The organism is Ruegeria sp. BG10, assembly GCF_056538575.1.
In genome coordinates this window covers 285,110-300,738 of record NZ_JBQFTI010000003.1, presented here as the reverse complement: position 1 = coordinate 300,738, position 15,629 = coordinate 285,110, and the positions used below count along the sequence as shown (strand labels likewise).

Sequence of the window (15,629 nt, the reverse complement as noted above, 5' to 3'; positions counted from 1 at the left end):
CAGTTCGGGGCAAGTCCACAGCCCGGCCTATGGTAAAGGATAACGCAAATGTATCTGTTCTTGGCATTTTTATTGGTCCCGATCATCGAGATCGCCCTGTTCATTCAGGTGGGCGGCCTGATCGGCCTGTGGCCAACGCTTGCAATTGTGGTCCTGACGGCTGTTCTGGGCACCGTTCTGGTCCGGACACAAGGTCGCATGGCGCTGGCCAACCTGCAGCGATCCTTTGCCGAACTGGACGACCCGACCGAGCCGCTGGCCCATGGTGCGATGATCCTGCTGTCCGGTGTGTTGCTGCTGACGCCGGGATTTTTCACCGATGCCGTCGGGTTCGCCCTGCTTGTCCCCGGCATTCGGGTGGCGGTATTCCGCTATCTGAAATCCAAGGCGACGATCACCCGGTTTCAGATGGGCACCGGGGCGCAATTCCGCGCAGGCCCCGCGCCTTTTGACGGCGAAGACGTGATCGACGGCGAATTCACCGAGGTGCGCCCCCGTCAGAACCCCTCAAAACCCTCGAAATGGGTCGAAGGACCGCACCAGCATTGAGGTGCCGCGCCCAACTTGCTAAGCAGTGGCGAATTTCATTTTCGGAGTAGTTTCATGGCTGACGAAAGCCCTGCAGAAAAGACCGCGGCACAGGCCGCCCCGCAAATCCAGATGCGCGTTCTGGGACAGTTCATTCGCGATCTGTCCTTTGAAAACGTGATGGCGCAAAAAGGTGTGTCCGGTGACGTTCAGCCCGAAATCGCCGTTCAGGTGAACCTGGATGCAAAAAAGCGTCAGGCGGAACATCAGTACGAGGTTTCGGTCAAGCTGAACCTCAAGTCCAAGGCCAAAGGTCTGGAAGACATCCTGTTCCTGTGCGAGCTGGACTATTGCGGCCTGTTCCACATCGAAGGTGTGGCCGAGGATCAGCTGCACCCGTTCCTGATGATCGAATGCCCGCGCATGCTGTTCCCGTTCCTGCGCCGCATCGTCAGCGACATCACCCGTGACGGCGGCTATCCGCCGGTGAACCTGGACAATATCGACTTTGTCAGCCTGTACCGCAACGAGTTGATGCGTCGTCAGGCCGAAGCCCAAAAAACCGAAGCCTGATCGGTTTGACCCGCGCCGGGCACGGTCTCAGGCGCGGGTCCACAGGGCGTTTTCGCCCAGTTTTTCAACAAAAGCCTCATGCGCCGCGCGTTCTTCTGCGGTGATTTTGGACGCCAACGGCGTTGGGCGCGCGCCCGGGCGCCAATCGTCGCCACCACCGGATGCCGAGGCCGCGGTGGCGGACAGGCCGAAATCCGGCTGCCGTCCGCCGATCAGCTCCAGATACACCTCGGCCAGGATTTCGGAGTCGAGCAGCGCCCCGTGCAGCACCCGGTTCGAGTTGTCGATGTTGAACCGCCGGCACAGCGCGTCCAGCGAGGCGGGCGAGCCCGGAAACCGCTTGCGGGCAATCGCCAGCGTGTCCAGCGCCTGATCCATCGGGATCGGCGGCAAACCCATCCATTTGAGTTCGGCGTTGAGGAATTTCATGTCGAAGGACGCGTTGTGGATCACCAGCCGCGCGTCGCCGACAAAATCCCGGAACCCCTGAGCAACCTTGGCGAAAACCGGCTTGTCCTTCAGGGTCACTTCACCCTTTTCGGGCGGGCGCGGGGTTTCCAGGAGGTCGGGGCCGATGCCGTGCACACCAAACGCCTCTTCGGGCATCGACCGTTCGGGGTTGATATAGACGTGATAAGTCTCACCCGTGGCCACATGGTTCCACAGTTCAACCGCGCCGATCTCGACAATCCGGTCGCCGCTTTCGGGGTCGAAACCGGTGGTTTCGGTATCCAGTACAATCTCACGCATCTGCCAGCCCCGCCCGTATCTGCCTGACCACATCCTGCACCTGCGCGCGGGCGTGGTCCAGAGTGTCGGTTACGATCACATAATCCGACCGCGCACATTTTTCGTCATTCGGCATCTGCTTGGCGCGGATCTGTTCGAACTGCGCCTCGGTCATGGTGCCGCGCGCCATCACGCGGCGCTTTTGCTCATCTGCCGGGATCGTAACGCAGACCACCGCCTCCATCGCCGCATCGCCCCCGGTTTCGTACAACAGTGGGATGTCGAAGACCAGAATGTCCGCCCCGGCGGTTTCCCGAAACGCGGCCCGGTCCGCCGCCACAAGCGGGTGAACGATGCCTTCGATCACTTTCAGCGCGGTCGCATCGGCGGAAATGATCCGTTTCAACGCATCCCGGCTGACCGAACCGCCGATCACCGCAGCGGGAAAGGCCGTGCCAATCGGGGCAACCGCAGCGCCACCCGGGGAATACAACCGATGGACCGCCGCATCCGCATCCCACAGCGCACAGCCTTCATCCACGAACATCTGCGCGGTGGTGCTTTTGCCCATTCCGATCGATCCAGTCAGGCCAAGGGCAAAGCTCATCCCAATACCGCCGCGCGCAGCTCTGCAGTCACCTCGGGGCGGGTTCCGAACCAGCGTTCAAACCCCGGCACCGCCTGATGCAGCAACATGCCCAGACCGTCGACCGTGGTGCATCCGGCCTCTTCCGCCTGCTGCAGCAGACGGGTTCTGAGCGGCGCATAAACCAGATCGGTAACCACGGCACCGGGCTGCAACCCGTCCAGCGGCACCCGCAACTCGGGCTGCCCTTCCATGCCCAGCGAGGTGGTGTTGACCACAAGCTCGGCATTTTCGATGACATTGCCGGCCTGTACCCAGTCGACCACAGTGATGCGCTGGCCAAATTCCGCCTTCAGGTGATCGGCCCGGGTGCGGGTGCGGTTGGTCAGCAGAATCTCGGGCACGCCGGCCTCGGCCAGAGCCTGCAGCACGGCGCGCGCCGCACCACCGGCACCAAAGACAACGGCCGGACCGTCCGACGGGATCCAGTCGGGTGCGCCGCTGCGCAGGTTCTGCATGAAACCGTAGCCATCCGTATTGTCCGCCCGGATTGCGCCATCTTCCTGAAATACAAGCGTATTCGCCGCACCGATCAGCGCCGCCTGATCGGTCACGTGATCGGCCAGACGCAAGGCGGCTTCTTTGTGTGGGACGGTCACGTTCACCCCGACAAATCCGGCTTTGGGCAGGGTGCGCAACACGGTTTCCAAATCGCCGGGGGCCACATCCATCGGGATGTAATGCCCGGCCAGCCCGTAAGTTTTCAGCCAGTGACCATGCAGCCGGGGTGATCTGGAATGCGCAACCGGGTGCCCAATCACCCCGGCCAGCGGAATACGGTTCAGTGTCATTGATCAATCACCCCTTTGACCGCCAGATAATTCAGCAACTCCAACAGGGGCATACCCAAGACATTAAAATAGTCGCCGTCAATACCGACGAACAGGCGCACGCCTTCCTCTTCCAGCTTATAAGCCCCCACCGCGTGCCGGATGCTGTCCCAGTTGCGGTCCACATAGCTGCGCAGATAGGCGTCCGAGCTCATCCGCATCCGCAGGCGCACCTGCCCGACATGCCGCCAGACCGGTTCGCCATCCTGATAAATCACCACTGCGGACAACAACATATGCCGCTTGCCCCGCATCACCCTGAGCTGCGCCAGCGCGTCTTCTGGGGTTTCCGGCTTGGACAGAAGCTGGCCTTCAAAGTCCAGCACCTGATCACAGCCCAGAACCATTGCACCGGGGTTCTTGTCGCTGACCTTGCGGGCCTTCATCTCGGCCAGCGTATCCGCGATATCGCGGGGCGCGGCGTCTTCGGCCAGCAATGCGCGTTTTGCGCTTTCTTCATCCACGCGCGCGGTTTGCACGGTGAACGGTATGCGCGCGTTTTCCAGCAGCCGGGCGCGGATGAATGACCCCGAGGCCAGGATGATGGGGACAGACATGTGGAAAACCCCCTGAGCAAATCGTTGAGTGTTCTGGGATGGTTTGTATGGTTTTCCGGTTGACACGCAACCCCGGGAATATCGCCGAAATCTCCCCTGAGTCGCCCGAACTCTGTCCAATCGGGACAAGGATAACTGCTGTCAGCGGGATAACCCGTCTTTCCCGGATTACCCAGTGAGTTATCCCCAGAGGTAGCTGCCGTAACTCGTGTTAAATTTATGTAATTAAACAGTTTTTTTAAAAATTCACAGAATCACGGAATCTCCGCACTGACCTGTCCACCTGGGGAAAACACATGGGCAAAAAAATTATCCACGGATTTTGCTCACCCTACAAAACCATCTTCCTTTTTCTTTTCTTATTTTTTTATTAGGGAGAGTTCCGAGCAACGCCCGGAGCCAGAATGACCGATCTTCTTTTCACGATTTACCCGTGGGTGAAGTCTTTGCATATCATGGCTGTGATCTCATGGATGGCGGGGCTGTTCTATTTACCCCGATTGTTCGTCTATCACGTGGAAAAGGCGCAAGCGGTCAGCGGTGCGCAGGAGATCTTCTTTGAAATGGAAGAAAAGCTGCTGCGCGTGATCATGCGGCCCGCGATGATCGTGGCCTGGGTCTGTGGGCTGATCATGGTCTTTACGCCGGGCATTGTCGGTTGGGACTGGGCATGGCCCTGGGTCAAGGGGGCGGCGGTGATCGGCATGACCTGGTTCCATCACTGGCTGATGGCCCGGCGCAAGGATTTCCTTGAGGGCCGAAATACGCTCACAGGGCGGCAGTATCGCATGATGAACGAGGTTCCGACCGTCCTGATGGTTATCATCGTTCTGGCGGTCGTTCTGAAGTTCTGAGCGCCTATTTGACTCCGATGGCGCGGACATCTATGTAGAGGACAACACGCCCGTCCGGGCGGCGTATCTTCCGTACTGAAATTCCACTGTCGTGCCGCCATCCATGCGGCCAAGGTTCGTATCATCATGACAACTGAATCCCTGAATCTGGCCGATCTGAAGGCCAAAAGCCCCAAAGACCTTCTGGCCATGGCCGAAGAGCTGGAGATCGAAAACGCCTCGACCATGCGCAAGGGCGAGATGATGTTCCAGATTCTGCGTGAACGCGCGGATGAGGGCTGGACCGTCGGCGGCGACGGCGTGCTTGAGGTGCTGCAGGACGGCTTTGGTTTCCTGCGCTCGCCCGAGGCGAACTATCTGCCGGGTCCTGACGATATCTACGTCTCGCCTGACATGATCCGTCAGCATTCGCTGCGCACCGGCGACACGGTTGAAGGTGACATTAAAGCGCCGGATGAGAACGAACGTTATTTCGCACTGATCAAAGTTACCAAGATCAACTTTGAAGAGCCCGAGAAAGCCAAACACAAGATCCTGTTCGACAACCTGACGCCTCTCTATCCCGATGAGCGTCTGAAGATGGAAATCGAAGATCCCACCATCAAGGACAAATCGGCCCGGGTGATCGACCTGGTTTCACCCATCGGTAAAGGCCAACGATCGCTGATCGTGGCGCCGCCGCGGACCGGTAAAACCGTCATCCTGCAGAACATCGCGCATTCGATCGAACAGAACCACCCGGAGTGTTACCTGATCGTCCTGCTGATCGACGAACGCCCGGAAGAGGTGACCGACATGCAGCGCTCGGTGAAGGGGGAGGTTGTGTCCTCGACCTTCGACGAGCCGGCAACGCGCCACGTTGCAGTGTCGGAAATGGTCATCGAAAAAGCCAAGCGTCTGGTCGAACATAAACGAGATGTTGTTATCCTTCTCGATTCTATCACAAGACTTGGTAGGGCGTTCAACACCGTGGTGCCGTCCTCGGGCAAAGTTCTGACCGGTGGTGTGGACGCCAACGCGCTGCAACGGCCCAAGCGGTTCTTCGGGGCGGCGCGGAATATCGAAGAGGGCGGTTCGCTGACCATCATCGCCACCGCGCTGATCGATACCGGCAGCCGGATGGACGAAGTGATCTTTGAGGAATTCAAAGGCACCGGTAACTCGGAAATCGTTCTGGATCGCAAGATCGCAGACAAGCGCGTATTCCCGGCCATCGACATCCTCAAGTCCGGTACCCGGAAAGAGGACCTGCTGGTCGACAAGGGCGATCTGGCCAAGACCTTCGTTCTGCGCCGTATCCTCAACCCGATGGGCACCACCGACGCGATCGAGTTCCTGCTGTCCAAGTTGAAGCAGACCAAGACGAACGGTGAGTTCTTCGACTCGATGAATACCTGACACAGGTCTTAACCGACGCGAGGCCTTCGAATGGATACGATATTCGCCTTGGCCAGCGCGCAGGGCAAAGCCGGGGTGGCGGTCATCCGCCTTTCCGGCCCTTTGGCACATGCCGCTACGGCCGAATTGACCAAAGGGGCTTTGCCGTCCCGCGGCATGCGGGTACGTGCACTGTATGACACGGACGGATCGCGGCTGGACGATGGGCTGGTCCTGACCTTCCAGGCGCCGGCCAGCTTTACCGGCGAAGATGTGGCCGAGCTGCAGATTCACGGCAGTACTGCTTCGGTCAATGCGGTGATGCGGTGCCTGTCCGATCAGGACGGGCTGCGTCTGGCCGAGCCCGGAGAGTTCACCCGCCGCGCGCTTGAAAACGGCAAGATGGATCTGACGCAGGTCGAAGGGCTGGCCGATCTGATCGACGCGGAAACCGAAGCGCAACGCAAACAGGCCCAGACCATTCTGGCTGGTGATCTGGGCGCGCTTGCCGAACGCTGGCGGCGCGACCTGATCCGCGCGGCGTCTTTGCTGGAGGCCGTCATCGACTTTGCCGATGAAGAAGTGCCCACGGATGTCACGCCCGAAGTGCGGACGCTGGTCTCGGGCGTCATCGCCGATCTGCAGCGCGAAGCGGACGGCGTGAAGATCGCCGAACGCATCCGGACCGGGTTCGAAGTGGCCATCGTCGGGCTTCCCAATGCCGGCAAGTCGACCTTGCTGAACGCTTTGGCGGGACGCGATGCGGCGATCACCTCGGAATATGCCGGAACAACGCGCGACGTGATCGAAGTGCGCATGGATCTGGCCGGGCTTCCGGTGACACTGCTGGACACGGCGGGGCTGCGTGACACCGAGGATTATGTCGAAAACCTTGGGATCGAACTTGCCAGGTCGCGTGCGGACGCGGCGGACCTGCGTGTTTTCCTGACGGATGATCCGACAGAGCTGGGCGTGGCGATGATGGACGGCGATATTCAGCTTTTGCCGAAGTCTGACCTCCGCGGGTCCGGTGATGGTGGTATTTCCGGAAAGACCGGGCAGGGGATTGATCGGTTGATTTCCCATATTTCGTATGAACTGTCGGCCAGAACCACAAGTCATGGTATTGCGACGCGCGAACGGCACCGGGTTGCGCTGAACAATGCCAAGTCAGCCTTAACTGCTGCAATGGCAGTTCTGGAATCAGGCCCGGACTTGTATGATATCGCAGCCGAAGAGATGCGAACCGCCATCCGCGCCCTGGAAACTCTGGTTGGCCGGATTGGGGTCGAAGACCTTCTGGACGAAATATTTTCGAGCTTTTGCTTGGGTAAGTAAGGAGTGTTTCACGTGAAACATTCAGATTTTGATGTCGTAGTCATAGGTGCCGGACACGCCGGAACCGAGGCGGCCCATGCCGCGGCGCGTATGAGTGTGCGGACGGCGCTGGTGACGCTAGCGGCTTCAGATATCGGCGTCATGTCTTGCAATCCGGCGATTGGTGGGCTGGGGAAGGGACATTTGGTTCGCGAAATCGATGCGCTGGACGGGGTCATGGGTCGGGTCGCAGATCAGGCTGGTATTCAGTTCCGCCTGTTGAATCGTCGCAAGGGGCCCGCTGTACAGGGCCCGCGAACCCAGGCAGATCGGGCGCTGTATCGCGCGGCGATGCAAAAAGAAACACAAGCCCAACAAAACCTGACCGTGGTTGTGGGAGAGGTCGTCGATTTTCTGATGCAGGGGCACAGGTTGGCCGGGATCAAACTGGCGGATGGCGCAGAACTGCATGCCCGCGCGGTGATCCTGACCTCTGGAACATTCCTGCGCGGTGTCATTCATATCGGTGACGTGTCCCGGCCGGGCGGGCGCATGGGTGACCGGCCCTCGGTCAGGCTTGCGGAACGGTTGGATAGCTTTGACCTGCCGCTTGGACGTCTGAAGACAGGTACTCCGCCAAGGCTGGACGGTCGCACGATCGACTGGTCCGGGCTGGAACGGCAGGATGGCGATGACGAGCCGACCTTGTTTTCGTTTCTGTCGACTTCAGTGGTTGCACCGCAGATATCCTGTGGAATCACGCATACCAATGCCCAGACGCATGACATCATTGAGAAAAACCTGTCCCGCTCGGCCATGTATGGCGGGCATATCGACGGCGTTGGCCCCAGATATTGCCCGTCCATCGAAGACAAGATCGTCCGCTTTGCCGATAAGGAGTCACACCAGATCTTTCTGGAGCCCGAAGGCGTCAATGATCACACGATCTATCCCAATGGGATTTCGACCTCATTGCCGCAGGACGTTCAGCAAGACTATGTCCACTCGATCAAGGGCCTTGAGAACGCTGAGATTCTACAGCCCGGCTATGCGATTGAATATGATTTTGTCGACCCCCGGGTTCTGACGTCTTCATTGGCGTTGCCGGACGCACCGGGCCTGTTTCTTGCGGGGCAGATCAACGGAACCACAGGGTATGAGGAGGCCGCGGCCCAGGGATTGGTCGCAGGTCTAAACGCTGCGCTGGAAGTTTCCAGTCGTGAACCGGTCCATTTCACCCGGGCAGACAGCTATATCGGTGTGATGATCGACGATCTGACAACCCGGGGGGTCGCGGAGCCCTATCGGATGTTCACTTCACGGGCAGAGTTCCGCCTGTCGCTGCGGGCGGACAATGCCGATCAGCGATTGACCCCGATGGGAATTCAGTTGGGATGTGTCAGCGAAAACCGCAAAGCCAGTTTCAACCAAAAGATGGACAAACTGACGGGGGCGAAATCCAAGCTGACCGCGCGGACTTACACCTCGAAAGAGGTGCGCGCGGTAGGAATAAACGTTAATCAGGACGGAAACCGCCGCGACGGGATGGCGATTCTGGCCTTTCCGGACGTCACCTTTGATGATCTTGTTCCACTTATTCCGGCATTGGATGATGTGGAACAGGATATCCGGCTGCAGGTCGAGCGCGACGCCCTATACGCCAACTATATCGCACGCCAGCAAAAAGACGTTGAAGCCATGAAACGCGATGAATCTTATGAGATTCCGCGCGATTTTGACTATTTCTCGCTTGAGGGCCTGTCTTCCGAGATGAAACAAAAACTTTCGCAGGCGCGCCCGGCAAATATCGCGCAGGCCAGTCGGGTGGAAGGGGTGACACCAGCGGCGCTGACCCTTGTGCTGGCCAAATTGCGACGAGATCATAAGGTCCGCAAAGCATGAGCCACGAGATCTTTGAAGGTCTGAGTGTTTCACGTGAAACATTTGATCGGCTGGCGACCTATGTTGAGCTGGTGCGCCGCTGGAACCCAAAGATCAACCTGGTATCGAAGGGCAGTTTGCAGGATATCTGGACCCGCCACATCCTTGATTCCGTACAGGTTTACCGATGCGCGGACCAATTTGACAGCTGGGTGGATCTGGGCAGCGGTGGCGGTTTTCCCGGCATGGTTTGCGCGATCATGGCGATAGAAGAAGCCCCGAACGCACAGTTTACCCTGGTGGAAAGCGATCAGAGGAAATCGGCCTTTCTGCGGAACGTCGCCCGCGAATGCGGTGCCAACTGTTCCGTAGTTTCCCGCCGGATCGAAGCTGTGGACCCGTTGAACGCTGATATCCTGTCAGCCCGCGCATTGGCGGATTTACGGCTACTTTTGTCCTTTTGTGACAGGCATTTAAGCCCATCTGGGGTCGCGCTGTTGCCGAAAGGCGCAAGGTGGAAAAAAGAACTGAATGAGGCGCGTGAGGAATGGAAATTCGATTCCGAGCCGATTACAAGTTTAACTGAACCCCAGGCCGTTATCCTCAGGATCAAAGGAGTGTCACGTGGTTGATCTGTCTCGTCCCTCAGGGCCCCGGATAATAGCGGTTGCCAATCAAAAGGGCGGGGTGGGAAAGACGACGACAGCGATCAACCTTGCCGCGGGTATGGCCGAGGCCGGATGTCGGGTTTTGGTTGTCGACCTGGACCCGCAGGGCAACGCCTCGACTGGGTTGGGGGTGGAAGACCGCGACTGGACAACTTATGACCTGATCCTGGATGACGCACCGCTGGAGGCGGTGGTGCAGGAAACCGAGATTCAGGGGCTGTATGTCGTCCCCGCGACCGTTGATCTGAGTTCTGCGGATATTGAGCTGATTTCCAACGAAAAACGCAGCTATCTGCTGCATGACGCCCTGCGACAGACGGCAATCGACAAGTTCGAACTGGATTATGTCCTGATCGACTGCCCGCCATCGCTCAACCTGCTGACTGTCAATGCCATGGTGGCGGCCCATTCGGTTCTGGTTCCACTGCAAAGCGAGTTCTTTGCGCTGGAAGGGTTATCGCAATTGATGCTGACGATCCGGGAGGTTCGCCAAACCGCGAATCCCCACCTCAGAATCGAAGGTGTTGTGTTGACCATGTATGACAACCGCAACAACTTGTCCCGTCAGGTGGAAAAAGACGCGCGTGACAATCTGGGTCAGATGGTATTTAAAACCAAAATACCCAGAAATGTGCGGGTCAGCGAGGCTCCGTCCTATGCTTTGCCGGTCCTGCAATATGACTCGGGCTCGCTGGGGGCGATGGCGTATCGGCATCTGGCGCGCGAAGTCATCCACAAGAACAAGAATGTCGCCGCCTGAGCGGCAGTGAGGAGGGCACCGTGGTGGCCAAGAAATCAAAACCCCGGGGGTTGGGCCGCGGCCTGTCCGCCCTGATGGCTGACGTGACACAGGAGACCGAAGGGCTGTCCCCCGCAGAGCCCCGCCGGCCCGACCTAAAAGTGCCGATCGAAAAGCTGCGCGCGAACCCGAACCAGCCGCGCCGGACCTTTTCGCCGGAGCAACTGGATGAGCTTGCGGCCTCGGTCAAGGAAAAGGGCATTATCCAGCCGCTGATCGTGCGGGAAACAGGTGGCGGTTCCTACGAAATTGTCGCAGGTGAGCGTCGCTGGCGCGCAGCGCAGATGGCGCAGCTGCACGATATTCCGGTAATCGTGCGCGATTTCGACGATACCGAAGTGCTGGAAGTTGCCATTATCGAAAACATTCAGCGGGCGGATCTGAATGCGGTCGAAGAGGCCGCCGGTTACAAGCAACTGATGGACCGGTTTGGCCATACGCAGGAGAAGCTGGCCGAGGCGCTTGGAAAAAGCCGCAGCCACATAGCGAACCTGCTGCGATTGCTGTCCCTGCCGATGGACGTTCAGAAGCTGGTGATCGAAGGCAAACTGTCTGCCGGCCACGCACGGGCGCTGATTACGGCGGAAGACCCGTCGGAACTGGCGAAAATTGTAGTGCGCGACGGTTTGTCAGTGCGTGCGACGGAGGCTCTGGTCAGGAAGCAACAGGCCGGACCGGCGAATGCTGCACCGCGCGCGCGCAATCTGGATGCGGGCAAAGATGCGGATACGCGCGCGTTGGAAAAAGACCTCTCGGCGATTCTGGCGATGAAGGTGGCCATCAACCACAAGGCCGGAACGGAAACCGGGCAGGTGGTTCTGACCTATGAAAACCTGGATCAGCTCGACGATCTCTGCGCCAAACTCAGCCGTTAGGGCGGGTCCAGATAAAGATCATCACGCCGCCCAGAACCACGGCCTGAATGATCAGAACATGCGTCGGCAAGGACAAGGCGACGGACAGGGCGAAGACAGCGGCGACCGACAAGGTGGCCGCTTTTTTTGCGGCCGGTCGAATGGCGCCGGAGTTCTGCCAGTCCAGGATCATCGGCCCGAATGTGCGATGGGTGACGAGCCAGGTATGCAGGCGGGATGACGAGCGGGCGAAAAAGAACGCCGCCAAAAGCAGGAACGGAACGGTCGGCAACAGGGGCAGGGCGACACCCACCACCGCAAGTCCAACACTGATCAGCCCCAACGCGGCCCAGATGTATTGCATCGCCTATCCCAACAATTCCCGGATCACCGCATTCAGCACCGCGCGCCCGTCTTTGGTGGCGATCAGGCGGCCCTGCGTCCGCTCTATCATGCCAAGCTCGCTCAGGTCAGACAGTTTGTCCTGCGGCAACGGATGGCCTGACAGGGCGGCAAATCTCTCTATATCTAGTCCCTCAGTGATCCTCATACCCATCATAAGGTATTCACTCGCCTGATCCTGTTGGGAAAGCCGCGTTCGTTCCTTTTCACCAGTGCCCGTTTCGACGGCCTTAAGCCATGCGTTTGGGGACAGAAAGGTTTCAGTCGCCTGTTTTTGCCCGTCCAGCGTAAGGCGACCATGTGCGCCGGGACCGATGCCAACGTAATCGCCATACCGCCAATAGATCAGGTTATGCTGCGATTCCGCCCCCGGACGCGCATGGTTTGATACCTCATACGCCGGCAGGCCATGCGTCTCGCAGATCTCCTGCGTGATCAGGTACATATCGGCGGCGCTGTCGTCTTCGGGCAGGCCGCGCAATTTGCCCACGGCGTAACGGTCGCCAAAGGCGGTGCCGTCCTCGATCGTCAGCTGGTACAGCGACAGGTGATCAACAGCCATGGACAGGGCTTCGGTCAGTTCCGCGCGCCAGTCTTCCGGGGTTTGATGTTGGCGGGCGTAGATCAGGTCAAAGCTGACGCGGTCAAAGCAATCCCACGCGATGTCAAACGCGGCACGGGCTTCGGTCACCGTATGGATACGGCCCAGCCGCCGCAGATCGTCGTCGTTCAACGCCTGAATGCCCATCGAGATGCGATTGACCCCGGCGTCGCGATACGCCGCGAACCGCCCGGCCTCGACCGAGCCGGGATTGGCCTCAAGCGTGATTTCCATGTCATTGGCAGGACGCCACAGCGCGCGTGCCTCGTCGATCACGGCGGCCACGGTTTCCGGGGCCATCAGGGACGGAGTACCACCGCCAAAGAAGATCGTGTTCAGAACACGGTCAGGCGTTTCGATGGCCGAACGGCGCAGCTCGCTCAGATACGCGGTAAGCCATTGTTTTTGATCAATATTACGGGAGACGTGGCTGTTGAAATCGCAATAGGGGCACTTGGCCTCGCAAAAGGGCCAATGCACGTACAGGCCAAAGCCCCCGTTGCGCCAATCATCCGCCAAAACAGCCCTTCACGAACATCTCAACCGCGCGGCCGCGATGGCTGATCTTGTTCTTTTCCCAGCGATCCATTTCCGCAAAGGTAATGTCATAACCGTCAGGGACAAACATCGGGTCATAGCCAAAGCCGCCTGCGCCGCGGATCGGCCAGACCAGATGGCCCGGGGCGATACCTTCGAACACCTCATCATGGCCGTCAGGCCAGGCCAACACCAGCGTGCTGCGGAACTGCGCGGTGCGCGGGTATGGGGCGTTTCTGGCTTCAAGCTCAGTATGCGCGCGGGTCATCGCCATCAGGAAGTCCCGGCCATTGCCGGTTTCGGCCCAATCAGCGGTGTAAACCCCCGGCGCGCCGTCCAGTGCGTCGATGGTGATCCCGGAATCGTCCGACAGGGCAGGCAGGCCGGTGGCCTGTGCCGCGGCATGAGCCTTGATCCGGGCGTTGCCGACGAAGGTATCCTCGGTCTCTTCCGGTTCCGGCAGGTCCATCTCGCCCGCGCCCACGACCGTCACACCAAAAGGTTCGAGCAGATGCGCCACCTCCTCAAGCTTGCCTTTGTTGTGGGTGGCGACCAGCAGCCTGTCCCCGTCGAACTTGCGGGTCATGCGGTGGCGGCTTTCTGCGCGGCGGCCAGTTCTCCCACGCCTTTTTCAGCCAGATCCATCAACTGATCCATCTGGGCGCGGCTGAAGACCGAGCCTTCGGCGCTCATCTGCACTTCGATCAGCTTGCCCGAGCCAGTCATGATGAAATTGCCATCAACGCCCGCTTCGCTGTCTTCGGGGTAGTCCAGATCCAGCACCGGCTGACCAGCATAAATCCCGCAGGACACGGCGGCAACAGGGTCTACCAGCGGATCGGAAATCACGTCGCCCGCCTTCATAAGCTTGTTCACCGCCAGACGCAGCGCCACCCAACCGCCGGTGATCGAAGCACAGCGGGTGCCGCCATCGGCCTGAATCACATCGCAATCCACGGTGATCTGACGCTCACCCAGCGCAACCCGGTCGACGCCGGCCCGCAGGGCGCGGCCGATCAGGCGCTGGATTTCGACCGTGCGGCCGCCTTGTTTGCCGCTGGCGGCCTCGCGCCGCATCCGCGTGTTGGTTGCGCGGGGCAGCATCCCGTATTCAGCGGTGACCCAGCCCAGACCAGACCCCTTGATGAACGGCGGCACGCGATCTTCGATCGTGGCGGTGCACAGCACATGGGTATCGCCCATCTTGATCAGGCAGGAACCTTCGGCATGTTTGGTGAACCCCGTTTCGATTGAAACGGCGCGCATTTCGCTTAAATCTCGTCCAGAGGGTCGCATTGGAAATCCTTTGTTTGCTGGCTTGGGGATACCGCCCCGCAGCGTTACGATGCAACCCCGATTGACCTTTCATTTGCCTGCGATTTAATGGCGGCTCAGCAGGGGAATGCCGATGAGCGAAGCAAGCAGAATTCTTGACGAAATGAACGAACGCTCTCGCGAAGTGTTCCGCCTGATCGTCCAGAGTTATCTGGACAGCGGCGACCCCGTCGGCAGCCGCACCCTGACCCGCACCCTGTCGGAAAAAGTCAGCGCGGCGACCGTGCGCAACGTAATGCAGGATCTGGAGTTTCTGGGCCTGCTCGACAGCCCCCATGTCAGCGCCGGGCGGGTGCCGACCCAGATGGGGTTGCGGATGTTTGTGGACGGTCTGCTTGAAATGGGCGATCTGGGCGCCGATGACCGCAAAAAGCTGGATGCGACATTAGGCTCTAACGCGGGGGATGTTAGCGGAATGCTGGATCGGGTCGGGGCAGCTTTGTCACACGTGACGCAAGGAGCCTCACTGGTTCTGACACCCAAGCACGAGGCTGAGATCAAACATATCGAGTTCGTCTCGCTGGGCCATGACCGCGCGCTGGTGGTTCTGGTGTTTTCGGACGGGCATGTGGAAAACCGTCTGTTCACGCCGCCACCCGGACAGACGCCCAGTTCGATGCGCGAGGCGGCGAATTTCCTGAACGCTTTGATCGAGGGGCGCACGCTTGGCGAAGTGCGCCGCCAGATGCAAAGCCAGATCGACGCGCGCAAACAGGAAATCGACGTGCTGGCGCGCGAGATGGTCGAAAGCGGCATGGCGGCCTGGGACGGGGACGGCTCGGATTCGGCGCGTCTGATCGTGCGCGGACGGTCGAATCTGCTGGGCGATCCGGGCGAGGCCGAGGAGCTGGACCGAATCCGGACCCTGTTTGACGACCTGGAACGCAAGCGGGATATCGCTGAATTTCTGGAATTGACCGAAGAAGGCGAGGGCGTGCGCATTTTTATCGGGTCAGAGAACAAACTTTTCTCACTTTCGGGTTCCTCTTTGGTGGTGTCTCCATATATGAACGCTGATCGAAAGATAATCGGTGCGGTCGGGGTCATCGGACCCACACGTCTGAATTATGGACGGATCGTGCCGATCGTGGATTATACGGCGCAACTGGTCGGCAAGCTGATATCCGACCGGAGCTAGAGG

Annotated in this window: 18 protein-coding genes; 10 read left to right on the top strand and 8 right to left on the bottom strand. The window is 59.4% G+C overall.

Annotated features, from left to right (window positions below; translation table 11 throughout):
• Positions 1-48 precede the first annotated feature (48 nt).
• Positions 49-549, top strand: a complete 501-nt coding sequence (locus tag ACR0D8_RS14815) for an FxsA family protein (protein WP_475156292.1) — start codon at positions 49-51, stop codon at positions 547-549.
• A gap of 54 nt (positions 550-603) precedes the next feature.
• On the top strand, positions 604-1,101 hold the full coding sequence (secB, locus tag ACR0D8_RS14810; RefSeq protein ID WP_475156289.1) for a protein-export chaperone SecB: 498 nt from the start codon (positions 604-606) through the stop codon (positions 1,099-1,101).
• A 27-nt stretch (positions 1,102-1,128) separates the two neighbouring features.
• Here secB and dnaQ read toward each other — a convergent pair whose 3' ends face one another.
• Genes dnaQ through ACR0D8_RS14790 form a run of 4 tightly spaced genes read right to left on the bottom strand, consistent with a single transcriptional unit; the run spans position 1,129 to position 3,863 of the window.
• Positions 1,129-1,851 (bottom strand): DNA polymerase III subunit epsilon, encoded by a 723-nt coding sequence (dnaQ, locus tag ACR0D8_RS14805; protein WP_475156287.1) that lies wholly within the window; start codon positions 1,849-1,851, stop codon positions 1,129-1,131.
• Entirely contained in the window at positions 1,844-2,437 is a 594-nt protein-coding gene (coaE, locus tag ACR0D8_RS14800; RefSeq protein ID WP_480647596.1) for a dephospho-CoA kinase, read from the bottom strand. Before coaE ends, dnaQ begins: the two co-directional genes overlap by 8 nt.
• A complete protein-coding gene (locus ACR0D8_RS14795) occupies positions 2,434-3,267 on the bottom strand; it encodes a shikimate dehydrogenase (RefSeq protein ID WP_480647594.1) in 834 nt (277 codons plus the stop codon). Before ACR0D8_RS14795 ends, coaE begins: the two co-directional genes overlap by 4 nt.
• On the bottom strand, positions 3,264-3,863 hold the full coding sequence (locus ACR0D8_RS14790) for a Maf family protein (RefSeq protein WP_480647592.1): 600 nt from the start codon (positions 3,861-3,863) through the stop codon (positions 3,264-3,266). Before ACR0D8_RS14790 ends, ACR0D8_RS14795 begins: the two co-directional genes overlap by 4 nt.
• 404 nt (positions 3,864-4,267) lie before the next feature.
• Between ACR0D8_RS14790 and ACR0D8_RS14785 the strand changes: the two genes are divergently transcribed.
• From ACR0D8_RS14785 to ACR0D8_RS14755, 7 genes are all read left to right on the top strand, one after another.
• On the top strand, positions 4,268-4,717 hold the full coding sequence (locus tag ACR0D8_RS14785; RefSeq protein WP_475156270.1) for a CopD family protein: 450 nt from the start codon (positions 4,268-4,270) through the stop codon (positions 4,715-4,717).
• Between the two features lie 126 nt (positions 4,718-4,843).
• A complete protein-coding gene (gene rho / locus ACR0D8_RS14780; RefSeq protein ID WP_475156265.1) occupies positions 4,844-6,115 on the top strand; it encodes a transcription termination factor Rho in 1,272 nt (423 codons plus the stop codon).
• A gap of 30 nt (positions 6,116-6,145) precedes the next feature.
• The gene (mnmE, locus tag ACR0D8_RS14775) at positions 6,146-7,432 is read left to right on the top strand and encodes a tRNA uridine-5-carboxymethylaminomethyl(34) synthesis GTPase MnmE (protein WP_480647589.1); all 1,287 of its coding nucleotides are present in this window, start codon (positions 6,146-6,148) and stop codon (positions 7,430-7,432) included.
• A 12-nt stretch (positions 7,433-7,444) separates the two neighbouring features.
• Positions 7,445-9,313, top strand: a complete 1,869-nt coding sequence (gene mnmG, locus ACR0D8_RS14770) for a tRNA uridine-5-carboxymethylaminomethyl(34) synthesis enzyme MnmG (protein ID WP_480647587.1) — start codon at positions 7,445-7,447, stop codon at positions 9,311-9,313.
• The gene (gene rsmG, locus ACR0D8_RS14765; protein WP_480647585.1) at positions 9,310-9,924 is read left to right on the top strand and encodes a 16S rRNA (guanine(527)-N(7))-methyltransferase RsmG; all 615 of its coding nucleotides are present in this window, start codon (positions 9,310-9,312) and stop codon (positions 9,922-9,924) included. Before mnmG ends, rsmG begins: the two co-directional genes overlap by 4 nt.
• Entirely contained in the window at positions 9,917-10,720 is an 804-nt protein-coding gene (locus tag ACR0D8_RS14760) for a ParA family protein (RefSeq protein ID WP_480647583.1), read from the top strand. Before rsmG ends, ACR0D8_RS14760 begins: the two co-directional genes overlap by 8 nt.
• A gap of 20 nt (positions 10,721-10,740) precedes the next feature.
• On the top strand, positions 10,741-11,634 hold the full coding sequence (locus tag ACR0D8_RS14755; protein WP_480647581.1) for a ParB/RepB/Spo0J family partition protein: 894 nt from the start codon (positions 10,741-10,743) through the stop codon (positions 11,632-11,634).
• Here ACR0D8_RS14755 and ACR0D8_RS14750 read toward each other — a convergent pair.
• From ACR0D8_RS14750 to rph, 4 genes are read right to left on the bottom strand one after another with little or no spacing between them, the layout of a single operon-like run.
• The gene (locus ACR0D8_RS14750) at positions 11,624-11,977 is read right to left on the bottom strand and encodes a YbaN family protein (RefSeq protein ID WP_475156239.1); all 354 of its coding nucleotides are present in this window, start codon (positions 11,975-11,977) and stop codon (positions 11,624-11,626) included. The genes ACR0D8_RS14755 and ACR0D8_RS14750 overlap by 11 nt on opposite strands.
• A 3-nt stretch (positions 11,978-11,980) precedes the next feature.
• On the bottom strand, positions 11,981-13,135 hold the full coding sequence (hemW, locus tag ACR0D8_RS14745; RefSeq protein WP_480647579.1) for a radical SAM family heme chaperone HemW: 1,155 nt from the start codon (positions 13,133-13,135) through the stop codon (positions 11,981-11,983).
• Positions 13,125-13,739: an RdgB/HAM1 family non-canonical purine NTP pyrophosphatase gene (rdgB, locus tag ACR0D8_RS14740; RefSeq protein WP_480647577.1), complete on the bottom strand. Its 615-nt coding sequence runs from the start codon at positions 13,737-13,739 to the stop codon at positions 13,125-13,127. Before rdgB ends, hemW begins: the two co-directional genes overlap by 11 nt.
• Complete coding sequence (gene rph, locus ACR0D8_RS14735; protein ID WP_170655392.1) at positions 13,736-14,449, bottom strand: ribonuclease PH; 714 nt, start codon at positions 14,447-14,449, stop codon at positions 13,736-13,738. The genes rdgB and rph overlap by 4 nt, the downstream gene beginning before the upstream one ends.
• A gap of 112 nt (positions 14,450-14,561) precedes the next feature.
• Here rph and hrcA point away from each other — a divergent pair, with 112 nt between their 5' ends.
• Positions 14,562-15,626 carry a heat-inducible transcriptional repressor HrcA gene (gene hrcA, locus ACR0D8_RS14730; protein WP_480647575.1) on the top strand — a complete coding sequence of 355 codons (1,065 nt, stop codon included), beginning with the start codon at positions 14,562-14,564 and terminating at the stop codon, positions 15,624-15,626.
• The last annotated feature ends 3 nt before the right edge of the window (positions 15,627-15,629 follow it).